14 protein-coding genes and 1 pseudogene are annotated in these 14,335 nt (G+C 69.0%); 10 read left to right on the top strand and 5 right to left on the bottom strand.

Going from position 1 to position 14,335, the window contains the following annotated elements; all coding sequences use genetic code 11:
• The first annotated feature begins 165 nt into the window (after positions 1-165).
• The 3 genes from AC07NI_RS23900 to AC07NI_RS23890 all read left to right on the top strand — a co-directional run bounded on the left by AC07NI_RS23900 (position 166) and on the right by AC07NI_RS23890 (position 2,925).
• Complete coding sequence (locus tag AC07NI_RS23900; protein WP_494623790.1) at positions 166-1,047, top strand: restriction endonuclease; 882 nt, start codon at positions 166-168, stop codon at positions 1,045-1,047.
• A gap of 90 nt (positions 1,048-1,137) precedes the next feature.
• A complete protein-coding gene (locus tag AC07NI_RS23895) occupies positions 1,138-2,283 on the top strand; it encodes an energy transducer TonB (RefSeq protein ID WP_494623788.1) in 1,146 nt (381 codons plus the stop codon).
• Positions 2,284-2,355: 72 nt separating this feature from the next.
• On the top strand, positions 2,356-2,925 hold the full coding sequence (locus tag AC07NI_RS23890) for a sigma-70 family RNA polymerase sigma factor (protein WP_494623787.1): 570 nt from the start codon (positions 2,356-2,358) through the stop codon (positions 2,923-2,925).
• Positions 2,926-3,104: 179 nt separating this feature from the next.
• On the opposite strand, the gene AC07NI_RS23885 is transcribed toward AC07NI_RS23890, so the two are convergent.
• Positions 3,105-4,286 (bottom strand): aminotransferase class V-fold PLP-dependent enzyme, encoded by a 1,182-nt coding sequence (locus tag AC07NI_RS23885; RefSeq protein ID WP_494623786.1) that lies wholly within the window; start codon positions 4,284-4,286, stop codon positions 3,105-3,107.
• Positions 4,262-5,053 (bottom strand): tryptophan 2,3-dioxygenase, encoded by a 792-nt coding sequence (locus AC07NI_RS23880; protein ID WP_494623784.1) that lies wholly within the window; start codon positions 5,051-5,053, stop codon positions 4,262-4,264. The genes AC07NI_RS23885 and AC07NI_RS23880 overlap by 25 nt, the downstream gene beginning before the upstream one ends.
• A gap of 104 nt (positions 5,054-5,157) precedes the next feature.
• Between AC07NI_RS23880 and AC07NI_RS23875 the strand changes: the two genes are divergently transcribed.
• The 3 genes from AC07NI_RS23875 to AC07NI_RS23865 all read left to right on the top strand — a co-directional run bounded on the left by AC07NI_RS23875 (position 5,158) and on the right by AC07NI_RS23865 (position 7,212).
• Positions 5,158-5,616: an Lrp/AsnC family transcriptional regulator gene (locus AC07NI_RS23875; protein ID WP_494623782.1), complete on the top strand. Its 459-nt coding sequence runs from the start codon at positions 5,158-5,160 to the stop codon at positions 5,614-5,616.
• A gap of 78 nt (positions 5,617-5,694) precedes the next feature.
• Complete coding sequence (gene rsgA / locus AC07NI_RS23870; RefSeq protein ID WP_494623781.1) at positions 5,695-6,771, top strand: ribosome small subunit-dependent GTPase A; 1,077 nt, start codon at positions 5,695-5,697, stop codon at positions 6,769-6,771.
• Positions 6,772-6,882: 111 nt separating this feature from the next.
• Positions 6,883-7,212 carry a hypothetical protein gene (locus AC07NI_RS23865; protein WP_494623779.1) on the top strand — a complete coding sequence of 110 codons (330 nt, stop codon included), beginning with the start codon at positions 6,883-6,885 and terminating at the stop codon, positions 7,210-7,212.
• 43 nt (positions 7,213-7,255) lie between these two features.
• On the opposite strand, the pseudogene AC07NI_RS23860 reads toward AC07NI_RS23865, so the two are convergent.
• A pseudogene (locus AC07NI_RS23860) lies at positions 7,256-7,364 on the bottom strand (hypothetical protein).
• 57 nt (positions 7,365-7,421) lie between these two features.
• On the opposite strand from AC07NI_RS23860, the gene AC07NI_RS23855 reads away from it, so the two are divergent.
• The 3 genes from AC07NI_RS23855 to AC07NI_RS23845 are packed head-to-tail and all read left to right on the top strand — an operon-like array spanning position 7,422 to position 9,606.
• Positions 7,422-8,444, top strand: a complete 1,023-nt coding sequence (locus tag AC07NI_RS23855) for a glycosyltransferase family 2 protein (protein ID WP_494623777.1) — start codon at positions 7,422-7,424, stop codon at positions 8,442-8,444.
• A complete protein-coding gene (locus AC07NI_RS23850; protein WP_494623775.1) occupies positions 8,441-8,893 on the top strand; it encodes a GtrA family protein in 453 nt (150 codons plus the stop codon). Before AC07NI_RS23855 ends, AC07NI_RS23850 begins: the two co-directional genes overlap by 4 nt.
• Entirely contained in the window at positions 8,881-9,606 is a 726-nt protein-coding gene (locus tag AC07NI_RS23845; RefSeq protein WP_494623774.1) for a class I SAM-dependent methyltransferase, read from the top strand. Before AC07NI_RS23850 ends, AC07NI_RS23845 begins: the two co-directional genes overlap by 13 nt.
• A gap of 239 nt (positions 9,607-9,845) precedes the next feature.
• On the opposite strand, the gene AC07NI_RS23840 is transcribed toward AC07NI_RS23845, so the two are convergent.
• Together AC07NI_RS23840 and AC07NI_RS23835 are read right to left on the bottom strand one after the other, a co-directional pair.
• On the bottom strand, positions 9,846-11,771 hold the full coding sequence (locus AC07NI_RS23840) for a hypothetical protein (protein WP_494623772.1): 1,926 nt from the start codon (positions 11,769-11,771) through the stop codon (positions 9,846-9,848).
• Between the two features lie 69 nt (positions 11,772-11,840).
• A complete protein-coding gene (locus AC07NI_RS23835; RefSeq protein WP_494623771.1) occupies positions 11,841-13,598 on the bottom strand; it encodes a DUF6311 domain-containing protein in 1,758 nt (585 codons plus the stop codon).
• Positions 13,599-13,735: 137 nt separating this feature from the next.
• Here AC07NI_RS23835 and AC07NI_RS23830 point away from each other — a divergent pair, with 137 nt between their 5' ends.
• Complete coding sequence (locus AC07NI_RS23830; protein ID WP_494623769.1) at positions 13,736-14,272, top strand: hypothetical protein; 537 nt, start codon at positions 13,736-13,738, stop codon at positions 14,270-14,272.
• Positions 14,273-14,335: the final 63 nt, after the last annotated feature.

Genomic DNA, 14,335 nt, shown 5'->3' with positions numbered 1-14,335 from the left:
CCTGTGGGTTTCAAGGAAACTGGGTCGTTCCGCGCCAAGACCAGGCTCGCGCTAGAGCTGAGTCTTTGAAACCACCGCAAGTTCGCATATGGCGTACACGGCCGCTCCTTTCTAATACAAGAAGTTGGATCGTCTTGCTTATCGATCGCGCGGCAAAGAGATTGCATGACCACCCCCGCCGTCCCCTCCTACGACGCCTACATGTGGCCTATCGTCGAGCGTCTTCGCGCTCACGGTCGCTCCATGACGATCGAGGAAATGCTCGATGACGTCAGCGCTCACATGGGCCTCACCGAGGAGATTCGCGCCGCTCCACACGGCGCTACAGGCCAGACCGAGGTCGAATACCGGATGGCTTGGGCGCGGACCTATTTGAGGAAGATGGGCGCGCTGGAGAATAGCGGCCGGGGCGTTTGGACCCTTACGCCGAAAGGCGCGGCGCTGTCCGAGGCCGATGTGCGCGCCGGTCCTCGCCAGGTGCAGCAAGACTACGCCGCCCAGCGTGCCGCCTTGCCAAAACCCGCGCCTACGCCCGTGGGCGCTATGGCCGAGTCCGCGATCGAGGACGCCTCCCAGGAGGCTGCTGAAGACGCCTGGCGCTCGGCCCTCATGGCCGGCCTCCTCGCCCTCGACCCCAGCGCGTTCGAGCGTCTTTGCCAGCGCCTCCTCCGCGAAGCCGGCTTCTCCAAGGTCGAGGTCACCGGCAAGACCGGGGATGGCGGCATTGACGGGACGGGCGTGCTGCGGATGAATCTGCTGTCGTTCCAGGTGATCTTCCAGTGCAAGCGCTGGCAGGGCTCGGTCGGGGCGCCGACGGTGCGGGATTTCCGGGGTGCGATGGTCGGGCGGGCCGATAAGGGCTTGATCCTGACGACAGGGACCTTCACCGCCGAGGCGCGGCGGGAGGCTGTGCGCGATGGCGCGCCGGCGATCGATCTGGTGGACGGTGAGATGCTGTGTGACCTCCTGCGCCAACATCGCCTCGGCGTACGAGTCGAGATGGTCGAGCGCGTCACGGTCGACGCCGCCGCGCTCGCCGCCATCTAGGCCGCCCCCCGACCGTCACATACCCGTCGCTTGACCGCTCAGTAGCCGCCTGAGAAGCTCCGCCTTACAATCTCAGATGGAGGCGGCGCAGTGCGGCGTTTGTTGCTTACGGCCTTGGCCGCTCTCGTGCCGTTCACCGCCCAGGCCAGCATCGCCCTGCCGATCGCCAATCCCGTGCAGCCCGCCCAGATGGTCAGCTTCGCCGCGCCGCCGGCCAGCGTCCCATGCGACGGGCGCGACGTCCGGCTGGTCCAGGGCGCGCCGCTGGCGTCCAAGGTCTGGCAGCCCTGGACGCCGCCGGTGATGCCGATCAGCACGCCCGCCTACAAACAGCCGCCCTCTCCGACCAGCCAGGGCTACGCCTTCTCGGTCGACGCCGAGGGCCGGGTGACCGACCTGAAGCGCACCGACAGCGCGACGCCCGTTTCCATCAACTGGCCGATCGAGGAACAGATCGCCACGATCGCCAGCTGGCGGTTCGCGCCGGGCGCGGCGGCCACGGGCTGCAAGCTGGACGTGGCGCTCAGCTACATGGCGGTCGCCCAGGCCTCGCCGGCCAAGCTGTTCGAGATACTGGCCACCGAGCAACGCAACACGCCGCCCAGCGTGCGCAAGGCCCTGGCCGACAGCGGCTGCGAGGGCGGCGCCCAGCGGCGGCCGAACGTCATCGTCTATCCGGACCTGCGCCCGTTCGACGACAAGACCGTCGACCCGTCCTGGACGGCCGTGCGCTACGACATCGACACCACCGGCGCGGTGCGCAACGTGCGCATCGCCGCCCAGCACGGCGAACCGGCCTTCGCCGACGCGGCCGCCGCGGCGACGGGCGAGGCCAAGTTCTTCCCGGGTCCGGCGCGCACGGGCTGCTTCGTGACCTTCAAGGCCACGCCGAAGGCGACCCTGGCCGCCAAGCACCCCGACGAAGCCACGTTCAAGCGTCCGGGCGACGTCTGCGAGGTGGCGCAGTCGGCGCTGAACCTGCCGGAGAACAAGCTCTATCCGCCCGCCTACGGCCAGCGCCGCGTGGGCGGCTGGGCGATCCTGCGCTTCGACGTGGCGCCATGGGGCCAGGTGGGCGCGGTCGAGGTCCTGGCCTCGCAGCCCACCGCCGCCTTCGGCGACGCCGCCCGCATGATGGTGATGAGCGCACGGCCCACCCCGCCGCCCAGCGGCTATCGTGGCTGCATCGTGCCGATCGCCTACGCGATCCCGGCCCTTCCCGACGATGGATACTGATTGACCGGCGGTCTGGAACAAAACCGCTCCGGCCCCGTTTGATAGCTTGAGTATTTTCAAGCGAGGGCCGTCATGGACCACCAAGACCAGAAGACCTTCGAGCGCGACCTCGTCGCCCTGATCCCGCACCTGCGCGCTTTCGCCCGCTCGCTGTGCGGCAACGCCTCGTCGGCCGACGATCTGGCGCAGGAAGCGGTCGCCAAGGCCTGGGCCAGCCGCAACAGCTTCGCCATGGGCACCAACATGAAGGCCTGGACCTTCATGATCCTGCGCAACCAGTTCTATTCGGAAAAGCGCCGCAGCTGGCGCTCGGTCGGCCTGGATCAGGAAACCGCCGAACGCACCCTGGTGGCCAACACCAATTTCGACGGCGCCATCGCCCTGGACGACCTGCGCCAGGCGATGCTGATGCTGCCCGAGAACCAGCGTGAAGCGCTGATCCTGATCGGCGCCGGCGGCTTCTCGTACGAAGAAGCGGCCGAGATCATCGGCGTCGCCGTCGGCACGGTGAAGAGCCGCGTCAGCCGCGCCCGCGCCGACCTGGTCCAGATCTTCGAGACCGGCAGCTACGAGCGTGACGGCAAGCCGGTGCACGAGGCCATGGGCTCGATGCTGCGGGCGCTGGAGCGTCTGGCGGCTTAAGAACCAAGCCCCTTCCCCTCTCCCCTTGCGGGAGAGGGTGGCCCGCGAAGCGGGTCGGGTGAGGGGTTGAAGACCAGAACTGCCGCGACGGCTTCACCGCTGTCGCGGCGGTTTGCGTTTGTGCGACCCCTCATCCGTCGACTGCGTCGACACCTTCTCCCGCAAGGGGAGAAGGGGCGTTAGGTGAGTTCGCTACAGACCCCGCAGAACGCCGCGATGTCGGTCTCGTCGTGATAGATCGACAGCCCCACGCGCAGCACGTCGTCACGGACGTCCACCACCACGCCCTTGTCGGCTAGCGCCTGTTTCCAAGCGGCGGCGCTCTCGTGCTTCAGCGCCACGAACCGCGCTTGCGGGCCATCGCCCGGCGGGTTCATCACCATCGCGTCCTTCAGCGGCCCGGCTTCACCGGCCGCGATCTTCTCCAGCAACGTCCGCTGCAAACCGCCGACATGCGCGGCGATCGCGGCCGTGCTCAGGCCCTCGGCCTCCAGCATCTTCCCCGCCGCGACGAACCGATAGATCCCTGACGGATCGAACGTCGCGCCCATGAAGCGGCTGGCGTCGCGGACATAGCCGACGCCGCCGGGCGGGCCTTCCAGGTCGCCGAACTCGGCGTACCAGCCGGTCAGCACCGGGCGTGGGCCGAAGCCCACCGGCGCATGCAGGAAGGCCGCGCCCTCTCCGGCCATGGCGTATTTGTAGCCGCCGGCCAGGTAGAAGACCCGGTCCGCCACCGCCGACAGGTCGGCCGGGACGGCGCGGAAGCCGTGATAGCCGTCGACCACCACCCAGGGCCCCTCGGGGCGCGCCAGCTCGGCCAGCTCCCAGACGCGGTCGAAGACGACGCCGGTCTTGAAGAACACGTGGCTGACGAAGATCAGGTCGTAGACGCCCGTCCGGGCCGCCGACAGGAACCGCTCGGCGAAGTCGGGGCGATCGGTCTCGACCAGGGTCAGCTCGACCTCGCCGCCCTCGACCCAGCGCTGGGCCTGGCGGCGGAACGAGTGGAACTCGCCGTCGGTGGACAGGATGCGCACCGGGCGGCGCTCGATGGCCGACTTCAGCACCGCCAGCAGGGTGTGGGTGTTGGGCGCGAAGACCACGCTGTCGGCCGACGGCAGGTTCAGCTCGCGGGCGACCAGGCCTTGCGCGGCCGGGTAGACCACGCCCAGCGCCTTGTCCCACTTGTGGTCGGCCAGGACGACGGCGTCCTCCCAGGCCTCGACCTGGCCGGCCAAGGTGGCGTCGGGCCAGAGGTGGTGGCTGTGGGCGGCCATGTGCAGCCGTCCGGGGACGGACAGCGCCCGAGAAAAGAGATCCTTGCGGGCGGTCATCAGAGCTTGGTCCTCAGCGACCACAGCTCCGGGAAGGCCCGCCGACGCAGGGTCGAGGCCAGATACCCCACCCCATCGGTGCCGCCCGTGCCCGGCCGGCCGCCGATGATCCGCTCGACCGTCAGCACGTGCTTGTGGCGCCAGGTGACCAGGGCGTCGTCCAGGTCCACCAGCTTCTCGGCCAGCTGGTACAGCTCCCAATAGCGCTTCGGGTCGCGATAGACCTCCAGCCAGGCGGCTTCCACGGCCTCGGACGGGGCGTAGGTCTGGCTGAAGTCGCGATGCAGGGCGCTGTCGGGCACGCTCAGGCCATGACGCGGCAGCTGGGCGATGGCGACGTCGTACAGGCTGGGCGCGTCCAGCGCCGCCTGCAGCTGGCCCAGCGCCGACGAGCCCTCCTCGTGGAACTTCAGGAAGCTCTGGTCCTTCAGGCCCAGTAGATATTCCAGGGTGCGGAACTGGTGCGACTGGAAGCCCGAGGACGAGCCCAGGTCGCCCCGGAAGCTCAGGTAGTCGGCCGGCGTCATGGTCGCCAGCACGTCCCACGACAGGGTCATCACCGTCTGGATCCGCGACACCCGCGCCAGGGCCTTGTAGGCCGGCTCGACATCGCCCGAGGCGATCAGCCGGACGGCCAGCTCGACCTCGTGAATGATCTCCTTGAGCCACAGCTCCTTGGTCTGGTGGATGACGATGAACAGCAGTTCGTCGTGCCGGTCGCTCTGCGGCTTCTGCGCCGTGAGCAGCTCGTCCAGCGCCAGATAGCGCGCGTAGGTCATGTCTTTCGCCATGGGAGAACCTTATGCGGGCTTTTCCGGCACATTGTCCTCGTTTGCGCGGCGGACGTCACCCGCGATAGAACAACGTCCTCGTAATTCCGACCAGAGCAGAACGAATGGCCGCTCTCAGCCGCATCGACCTGTCGCTTCTCCGCATCCTGGAGGCCGACGCCCGCATCTCGTTCGCGGCCCTGGCCGAGCGGGTCGGCCTGTCCAAGTCGCCGTGCTGGTCGCGGGTCCAGGCGCTGGAGAAGCAGGGCGTCATCACCGGCTACCGCGCCCGCATCGACGCCAAGGCCATCGGCAAGGGCCTGACCGTCTTCGCCTGGGCCACGGTCGAGTTCGCCAAGGCCGAGGCGTTCGAGGCCGCCGTCCTGCGCCACCCCAGCATCACCGACTGCCACTCCACGGCCGGGGCCGGCGACTACCTGCTGCGCATCGTCGCCGCCGATGTCGAGGACCTGGACCAGCTGCTGCGCAAGGACCTCAGCCGGCTGCCGGGCGTGCAGCGCTACACCACCACGGTGTGCATGAAGGCGATCAAGGAAGGCGGCGGGGTGATGGAGGGGGTGTGAGGATCGACCGGGCGCCTTTAGAATACCCCCACCCTACCAACCGCACTCCCTGGAGCCCTGGCGTTTGAAAGCCTCGACTTGATCTCGCAATATGGATGGTCCGAAGCGCTGGCGCAGGCGTTCAAGCCGCACGCCCGCGCCGGCTATGTTCCCGGACGCGTCATCGTCCAGCAGCGCAACGGCTATCTGGTGATGACCGACCAGGGCGAGCTGCGCGCCAAGCCGTCGGGCCGCCTGCGCCACGAGGCGCGCGAAATCGGCCACCCCGCCGTCGGCGACTGGGTGGCGATGTCGGTCAACAGCGCCCAGCGCACCGCCACCATCCACGCCCTGCTGCCGCGCCGCACCGCCTTCATCCGCCGGGCCGCCGACAGCCTGCAGACGCCGCAGGTGATCGCGGCCAATGTCGACCTGGCCTTCATCGTCACCTCGATGAACGGCGACCTCAATGCGCGCCGGATCGAGCGCTACCTGGCCGCCGCCTGGCAGAGCGGGGCGCGGCCGGTGATCGTGCTGACCAAGGCCGATCTCGTCGCCGAGACGGAAACCCAGACCGCCGAGATCGAGGCCCTGGCGGCCGGCTGCCCGGTGGTCAGCATCTCGGCGCGGCAAGGCGTGGGCCTGGACGCCCTGCTGGCCCATCTGGCGCCGGGCGAGACCTGCGTGCTGATCGGCTCGTCCGGCGTGGGCAAGTCCACCCTGGTCAACGTCCTGCTGGGCGAGCAGCGCATGGCCACGGCCGAGGTCCGCGAAGGCGACGACAAGGGCCGCCACACCACCAGCCACCGCGAGCTCGTCCTGCTGCCCGGCGGCGGGCTGATCGTCGACACCCCCGGGGTGCGCGAGATCGGCCTGGTCGACGCCGACGAGGGCGTCAGCGTGGTGTTCGACGACATCGAGCAGCTGGCCCAGACCTGCAAGTTCGGCGACTGCACCCACGCCAACGAGCCCGGCTGCGCCGTGCGCGGGGCGATCGAGGACGGGACCCTGGACCCCGACCGCTGGGCCCACTTCCAGAAGCTGGGCCAGGAGCTGGCGGCCATGGAAGAGAAGACCGAGCGCCTGGCCCGCGACGCCGAGCGCCGTCGCCAGGGCGGGCTGCAGAAGGTCTATCGCGCCACCAAGAAGGACGTTCGCGGCGGCGCCGATCGCTGAGGGGCCGGACTCGTCGCCCAGCTCGAAACACGCGGTTCTCTCAGAATTTGGCCCCTTCGCCCGGTCGAACGGGTTAGGTGTGGATATTCCTATCTAAGAGAGGCCCTCCCCATGCCCGCTTTCACCATCGTCACGACCAGTGCGACCCAAGGCAGCGATGCGGCGGAGGTCAGCTCGCTGGCCGACGAGTTCAACGACGCCAGCGAAGCTCTGGGCTATTCGCGCCGCATGGCCGACGAGATGCTCAGCATGGCCAGCCAGCTGGCGCTGGACTTCGACTACAGCCACGTCGGCCTCTACGAGGGCGACCTGATCGACGAGGACGTCGATCCCAGCCACGCCGCCTTCCTGGGCGCCTGGGTGCTGGACGAGGAAGGCATCGCCTTCCTGGCGGCCGACGAGTTCCGGGACGGGGCGACGGAAGAAGAAGCCGCCGACTAACGCTCCCATCCGCGCGAAACGAGCGCCCCCTCCGTCACGTCGCCTATCGGCGCCGCGCCACCTCCCCCGCAAGCGGGGCAGGAAAGGAAACTCCTCCCTCGTGAAACGGGGGAGGTGGCGCGATGCGCAGCATCGTGACGGAGGGGGCGCACACCTCCGCCGCCGCTTTCCCCTCCCCCTCCGCGCGCAACTTGGCTAAACCCTCCCTCATGGTTCAGTCGTCCGCGTCCGCCCCATTGGCGCATCAAGTCGCAGCCCAGCCCGCTCCCGCCACGCGTTCGCGTGTCGGCAAGCGCCTGTCGATCGTCGCCCCCTGCTTCAACGAGCAGGAGGTGCTGGACCTGTTCTTCGAGCGCATCGACGCCGAGCTGGCCCGGATCGGGGTCGACTACGAGATCGTCTGCGTCAACGACGGCAGCCGCGACCACACCCTGGCGGTGCTGCTCAAGCACCATCAGCGCGACCCGCGCATCAAGGTCATCAACCTGGCCCGCAACTTCGGCAAGGAGGTCGCCCTGTCGGCCGGCCTGGACGCGGTGACCGGCGACATGGTGGTGCCGATCGATTGCGACCTGCAGGACCCGCCCGAGCTGATCGGCCAGTTCATCGAGGCCTGGGAGGCCGGGGCCGACGTGGCCTACGGCGTCCGCGTCGACCGCAGCAGCGACACCTTCGTCAAGCGCCTGACGGCCCAGGGCTTCTACAAGGCCTTCAACCGGATGTCGGACGTCGACCTGCCCTATAACGCCGGCGACTACCGGCTGATGGACAAGCGCGTCGTCGACGTCCTGCGCCAGCTGCCCGAGCGCAACCGCTTCATGAAGGGCCTGTTCGCCTGGGTCGGTTTCCGCCAGACGCCCATCCCCTATGCGCGCCCCGAGCGCGCGGCCGGGACCAGTTCGTTCCGCTACTGGAAACTGTGGAACTTCGCCCTGGACGGCATCACCTCGTTCAGCACCGCGCCGATCCGGGTGTGGAGCTATGTCGGCCTGATCGCCGGCGTGCTGGCGACCCTGGCGGCGGCGTTCCTGGTCGCTCGGACCCTGCTGGAGGGCAACAACGTCCCCGGCTATCCATCGCTGATGGTGGTGATCCTGATCGGCTTCGCCATCCAGATGCTGGCCATCGGCTCGCTGGGCGAGTACGTCGCCCGCATCTATCAGGAAGTGAAAGGTCGGCCGCTGTACGTGATCATGGACCGCTACGGGTTCGACCAAGGTCCGGCGGCGTGAGCGCCCTGCTGACCCCGGCCCGGCGCGAGTTCCTGGTCTCGGCCCTGCGCTACGGCGTGGCGGGCGTGGCCAACACCCTGATCGGCCTCACCATCATCCTGGCGCTGGACGTCGGCTTGCACGTCGATCCGCATATCGCCAACGCCGTCGGCTACGCGGTCGGGGTCTGCGTCAGCTTCGCGCTGAGCAAGCTCTTCGTGTTCAAGGCCCGCCAGACGGCGCGCTCGGCCCCGCTGCGCTACGGCGTGGCGGTCGCGGTCGCCTTCGCCCTGAACCAGGGCGTCCTGACGCTGGCCCGCATGGTCCTGCCGCACGGGACGCTGTTCGACATCGCGGCCCAGGGCGCGGCCGTGGCCAGCTACACCGCCGCGCTCTTCCTGCTGAGCCATTTCTGGGTCTTCGCCCACCAACCGACGCCTACCGACCGGGACCCCGCATGGACCGCCTGATCTACGACCGCATCCGCGAGCTGGAGTCCGACCACTGGTGGTTCGTCGGCCGGCGCAAGATCCTGCGCGGCCTGCTCAAGCGCCTGGCCCCGCCGGCCGGCGCACGCATCCTGGAGGTCGGCTGCGGCGCGGGCGGCAACGTCCCGCTGCTGCGCGAGTTCGGCGACGTCAAAGCCCTGGAGCCGGATGACGAGTCGCGCGCCTACGCCTCGGACCGCCTGGGCCTGGCCATCGACACCGGCCTGCTGCCGGACGGCCTGCCCTATCAGCCCGAGACCTTCGACCTGGTCTGCGCCTTCGACGTCGTCGAGCACGTCGATGACGACGCCGGCTCGGTGAAGGCCCTGGCCAGCCTGATCAAGCCGGGCGGCGCGATGCTGACCACGGTGCCGGCCTATCAGTGGATGTGGAGCCACCACGACGTGCTCCACCACCACAAGCGCCGCTACCTGCTGCCGGCTTATCGCAAGCTGTTCGAGGACGCCGGCCTGAAGGTCGAGACCGCGACCTACTTCAACACCCTGCTGTTCCCGCTGGCCGCCGTGCAGCGCACGGCCAAGAAGCTGCTGAAAGACGACAGCGCGGATGACACCATGCCGCCGTCGTGGCTGAACCGGACGCTGGCCGGGGTGTTCTCGCTGGAGGCGCCGCTGGCGGTTGGCGGCGGGCTGCCGTTCGGCCTGTCGATCGCGGTGATCGCGCGGAAGGTCTAGGGGGACCAGACCCTGTTTCCCTCTCTCATGGAGAGAGGGAGGGGCCCACGCCGCAGGCGTGGGAGGGTGAGTGGGTACACCCTCTCCGGACAAGGTACTGACGAAGACGAACGATGGTTGTGGCCACCGGGGGCCTTTCCGGCCGGCGGTGTAACCACTCACCCTCCCACCGCTGCGCGGCGGGCCCCTCCCTCTCTCTAAGAGAGAGGGCTTTCGCGCTTAGCCCTTCTTCCGTCCCCCTACCGCAACGTCGGCGTCGGGATGATCCGGATCGCTTCCAGGCCCACGCCCAGCTTGCGGGTGTCGTCCTTGCTCAGCCCCAGTTCCTGCGGGCTCTTGGCGTCCGGCACGTCGAAGGTCACCACCAGCTTGTCGCCCTTCAGCGCTTCGGGCGGCAGGGTCAGCAGGTAGTCGTGGCGCAGGCCGGTGGTCAGGCCGAACTTGAAGGTCTCCGACGCGCCGGCCGCCGACACCGTGGCGGTGCGGAACGGCGACGGCGGCGGCAGGAAGCCGAAGGCGGCGACCTGCAGCGAGGCGTTGGTCAGGGTGCGCTGGGCCGGCGAGATCGGGATCTCGACCGTGGCCCGATAGGCGTCGGACCAGACGCCGGCGGCTTCCGGACCCGACCATCCGTCCTTCAGATACGGCACGCCCGTGCCGCCGGCCTTGAACAGCAGCGACGGCGGCTCGACGCACGAACCGACCATCACCACCACCAGGCCCACCGGCTTGCCCGAGCGGCAGCCCGGCTTGTCATAGGCGTCGCCCGGCAGGGTGACGATGTAGTCGACGTCACCAGGACGGTCGGGACGGCCGTCGGCGATCAGGCTCAGCACATTGCCGCCGTGGGGCGACTTCAGCATGGCGATGGTGGCCATGTAGGTGGTGACCGGCTTCACGTCCGCGGCCGAGAACATCACCCGCTCGCCTTGCAGGCCGCGCGTCAGGCGCACCTCACGCACGTCGTGCAGGATGGCTTCAAGCTTGTGGACGTCGGCGACGCTGGGGCGCAGGAACAGGCACAGCATCACCACCAGCTGGGCGACCAGGGCCGGGGCCAGGCCCAACGACGCGATCCAGGCCGGCTGCTCCTCGGCGGGCTTGGATCGCACGCCCAGCACGGTCAGGAACCACAGCGGGGTGACGAAGGCGAGCATGCTGAAGACGCCGAAGCTGTGCTTCAGCACGGCGTATTCGGAGCCGTCGCCCCGGAACAGCATGGCGTACTGGGCCAGCATGGCCAGGGCCGCGGCCGCGCCCAGCGAGGCCAGCAGCACGGTGGCGGCGGTGGGCTTAGCGTCGTCCTCGACCGCGCCGGGATCGCGACGCAGCTCGACCAGCAGCACCCAGGCCGACAGCAGGGCCAGGACGATGGCGGCGGCGGCCAGGCCGTTCAGCGGCATCGGCGTGGCCAGGTGCAGGCTGCCGTTGTTGGCCGCCATCCAGCGCATGCGCCAGAAATAGGGGCTGCCCACGACCCCGCCGACGATGGCGAACAGGCCGACCAGGCCAACCCAGTCGAAGCGGCGGGCGTGGATCAGGTCGCGCAGCCAGGCCAGGGCCAGCATGGCCATCAGGGCTCCCGCCAGCTTCAGGGTCGGCACCAGGTGGAAGCAGCCGCAGAACAGCACCGCCGCCGTGGCGTAGACCACGTAGATCGGGCGCGAGCGCCCGAGCAGCGCCGCGCCACCGGCCAGGCACAGCATGGCCACGGCCTCGCCGACGATCTGCGGGAAGAAGAAGTTGTCGACCAGCTCGGCCCCGAACGCACCGCGCACGGCGAAGACGTTGACGACCATGAAGCCCAGGGCCGCCAGCAGATAGGTCGGCGACACCCGCCGCGCCTGGTCGAACAGCACCACCCAGACCACCGCCGCCGACAGCACGCCGGCCATCAGCAGGGCGTTCAGCTCCGACCAGCCCAGGGTGGCGAACAGGCCCGCGAACCGGTGGCTGAGCTTGGGATAGATGAACATCTCGGCCATGAACTCATGGCCCTGCTGCGGGATCAGGAAGGCGTGGCGCACGACCTCCATGACCTGCAGGTGGTAGGAGCTGTCCACCGACAGCGACAGCAGGCGGTCGGCCGACAGCACGCCGGCCAGCAGCAGGCACCAGAGCGCCGCCCCGACGCCCCAGAGCCACTTGGTGTTCACGCCGCCCATATCCCCTACTCCCAGTTCCCACGTCTCAGTGCCAAGCGCCCCCGCGCTCAGTGACCACTCACGGTATAGCTAGTTCGCGGGCGTCCCCGCCAGTTCGCCGGCCTTCACCGGCGTCAGGCCCTTGATCCCGTCCAGGTCCCGCCCGCAGGCCACGCCGGGCCCGAAGCGGTAGCAGTCGGTGCGTTTGGCGATCGGATCCAGGAAGCCGCCCGCCTTCTGGCCGTTGGCCATGACGAGGGTGATCGTGCGATCGCCCGGCGCGGCGTCGACGAAGGTCTCCGGACGCGTGACCACGCACGGCGGATCGCTGCTGCGCGCGGTCGGATAGGTGTTGGCCGAGCCCCCGTTGCGGACGATGGCGTGGAACAGCTGCCGCATCACCGTCAGGTCGCTGTAGTTCGGCGTGCAGTAATAGGTCGGCGCGAAGGTCCAGTGACGGTTGGCCGTCTTCGGGCTGGCGGTCAGGTCGATCGGATAGACCAGCGGGTCGGCCCAGCCGAAGATCTGCCGCACGCCGTGGCGCAGCAGGCTGGTGTCGACCGCCTGCACGGCCAGGGCCGCGACCAGCACCGCCAGGGCCGTCCGGCGCGGCAGGCGGCTGGCCCAGGTGATGGCCAGGGCCAGCAGCAGATAGCCGACCGCCCAGAAGAACCGGCCGTGGGCGCGGAAGCCGCCGACCACCTCGGCCAGCCCGCCCTTGGGACGCGGCAACTCGTAGATATGCGCCTTGTAGACATAGGCCGACCAGCCGACCGCCCACAGCGTCAGGGCGATCATGGCCAGGGTCATCGGCGTCCAGCGCGCCCACCAGCCGGGGGCGACGCCGCCAGCGCGGACGGTCTCGACCAGCTTGAAGCCGGCCATGGCGACGATCAGCAGGAGGAAGCCGCCGCCGAGATACTGGTAGCCCTCGAACGACTGGCCGCCGTTGGCGTCGAGCACGCCGGTGTACCAGGAGCCGGTCCACAGCTGGCCGGCCAGCTTCGAGGCCTGCGGCCAGAACGGCCCGACCATGTTCATGGAGTAGACGCCCAGGGCCGTGGCCCCGCCCGTCAGCCCCCGGCCGTCGTGGTAGTCGAGGATCCAGGTCGAGACCGCCAGGGCGGCGATGGCCATGGCGACCGCGCCGATCACCCGCAGCCAGCCCCCGGCGCGGCGTTGCAGCAGCTCGGCCAGCAGGGCCGCGCCGAACGCGGCGGCGACCGGCGGCAGGTGATAGGCGTGGACCCCGACGATCAGGGCGAACAGGCTGGCGAAACAGGCCGCGCGCTTCCAGGTCAGGCCCTCGCGGATCGAACGCACCGACAGGGTCAGGCCGACCAGGATGATCCAGTGCCCCGACAGCGCCACGTGGCCGAACTGCCGGGCGATCCAGGCGGGGAACATCAGCGACAGCACGCCGCCCAGCAGCAGCACCCAGCGGTCGGTGACGCCCAGGGCCCGCAGCAGGCCGATCATGCTCCAGACCTGCAGCACGTAGGACGCCAGCAGGAAGAAGCCCATCGGATGCAGCACGCGCCACAGGCCCGTGGCCTTCAGGGCGATGGCCAGCCAGGGGATGCTGTCGGTGAAGACGATCGAGATCGGCTTGTCGCCGAGGCCGCTCACCGTGGTCAGCGGCCAGTGCCAGGGCTGGCGGATGAAGGCCTCGTACGAGGCGGTCATCACCGCCATGTCGCCCTTGGGCCGCGCCCAGAATTCCGAATGCGCCGAGGCTATGTCGAAACCGAACATGAAGCCGCACAGAACGACGGGGATCAGCGTCGCCGCCAGGGCGAACAGCAGCTGGCTACGGTTGGCCCTGACGTCGGCCCAAGACGGAATCATGCGCTCCCCCGAGTACTCGGGAGCGTGCTTAGCATCGCGAACCGCACAGACGCCAATTACGCTCGTAATAATTTAGACTTGTAATTCTCGAAATCGACGCCAAACCTCTCCGCCAGGGACGGATGGAGGACGAGGCCATGGCGGTGCGGGATTTCGGGACGCGCAAGACGCGGCGGCTGTGGACGCCGCTGATCTTTTCAAGCGTCGCCGTGGTCGGGACCCTGGGGGCGATGTTCTTCACCGGCTTCGACCTCACCCAGTTCGAGCGCGCCAACGCCTTCCTGCCCAAGCCCAGCCCCGAGCAGGTCGAGCGCTACCGCCCCCTGGCCCAGACCGAATGGCGGATCGTGCAGGCCAATCTCGACACCCGCTTGGACCAGACCCTGCCGCTGGAGCTGGGCGCGGTGTGGTCCACCCGCACGGGCCAGATCTGCGGCCTGGTCAACGGCCGGGGCAGCTTCGGCGGCCTGACCGCCATGACCCGCTTCTACACGGTCGACCAGCGGCCGGTGTTCCACCAGGACGTCGAGCACGTCGCCTTCCAGCAGGCTTGGTTCCAGTGCCGCCGCGATCAGTACGTGATGCTGCACGCCGGCACGATGGAGAGCGGCTTTTGCAGCAGCGAGGCGGGCAAGCGGCACTGCTACACCGTGCGGGGCGGCGTGCGGCAGTAGCCATGGTTTGTAATAGTCATGTCACACCAATCGCGTCAGGCAGCGGCTAGAAGCCATCCCCAA

The sequence above is a fragment of the Caulobacter sp. GW821-FHT10E02 genome, from assembly GCF_059415225.1.
The sequence above is the reverse complement of the archived record's forward strand: the minus strand, read 5'-3'. Positions and strand labels throughout refer to the sequence as shown.

Bases quoted from the DNA above. Each gene is read 5' to 3' on its own strand.
- AC07NI_RS23900 (WP_494623790.1), top strand. From the start codon at position 166: ATGACCACCCCCGCCGTCCCCTCCTACGACGCCTACATGTGGCCTATC.
- AC07NI_RS23845 (WP_494623774.1), top strand. From the start codon at position 8,881: ATGGACCGCCTGATCTACGACCGCATCCGCGAGCTGGAGTCCGACCAC.
- AC07NI_RS23835 (WP_494623771.1), bottom strand. From the start codon at position 13,598: ATGATTCCGTCTTGGGCCGACGTCAGGGCCAACCGTAGCCAGCTGCTG.
- AC07NI_RS23875 (WP_494623782.1), top strand. From the start codon at position 5,158: ATGGCCGCTCTCAGCCGCATCGACCTGTCGCTTCTCCGCATCCTGGAG.
- AC07NI_RS23890 (WP_494623787.1), top strand. From the start codon at position 2,356: ATGGACCACCAAGACCAGAAGACCTTCGAGCGCGACCTCGTCGCCCTG.
- AC07NI_RS23830 (WP_494623769.1), top strand. From the start codon at position 13,736: ATGGCGGTGCGGGATTTCGGGACGCGCAAGACGCGGCGGCTGTGGACG.
- AC07NI_RS23855 (WP_494623777.1), top strand. From the start codon at position 7,422: ATGGTTCAGTCGTCCGCGTCCGCCCCATTGGCGCATCAAGTCGCAGCC.
- AC07NI_RS23880 (WP_494623784.1), bottom strand. From the start codon at position 5,053: ATGGCGAAAGACATGACCTACGCGCGCTATCTGGCGCTGGACGAGCTG.
- AC07NI_RS23865 (WP_494623779.1), top strand. From the start codon at position 6,883: ATGCCCGCTTTCACCATCGTCACGACCAGTGCGACCCAAGGCAGCGAT.
- AC07NI_RS23840 (WP_494623772.1), bottom strand. From the start codon at position 11,771: ATGGGCGGCGTGAACACCAAGTGGCTCTGGGGCGTCGGGGCGGCGCTC.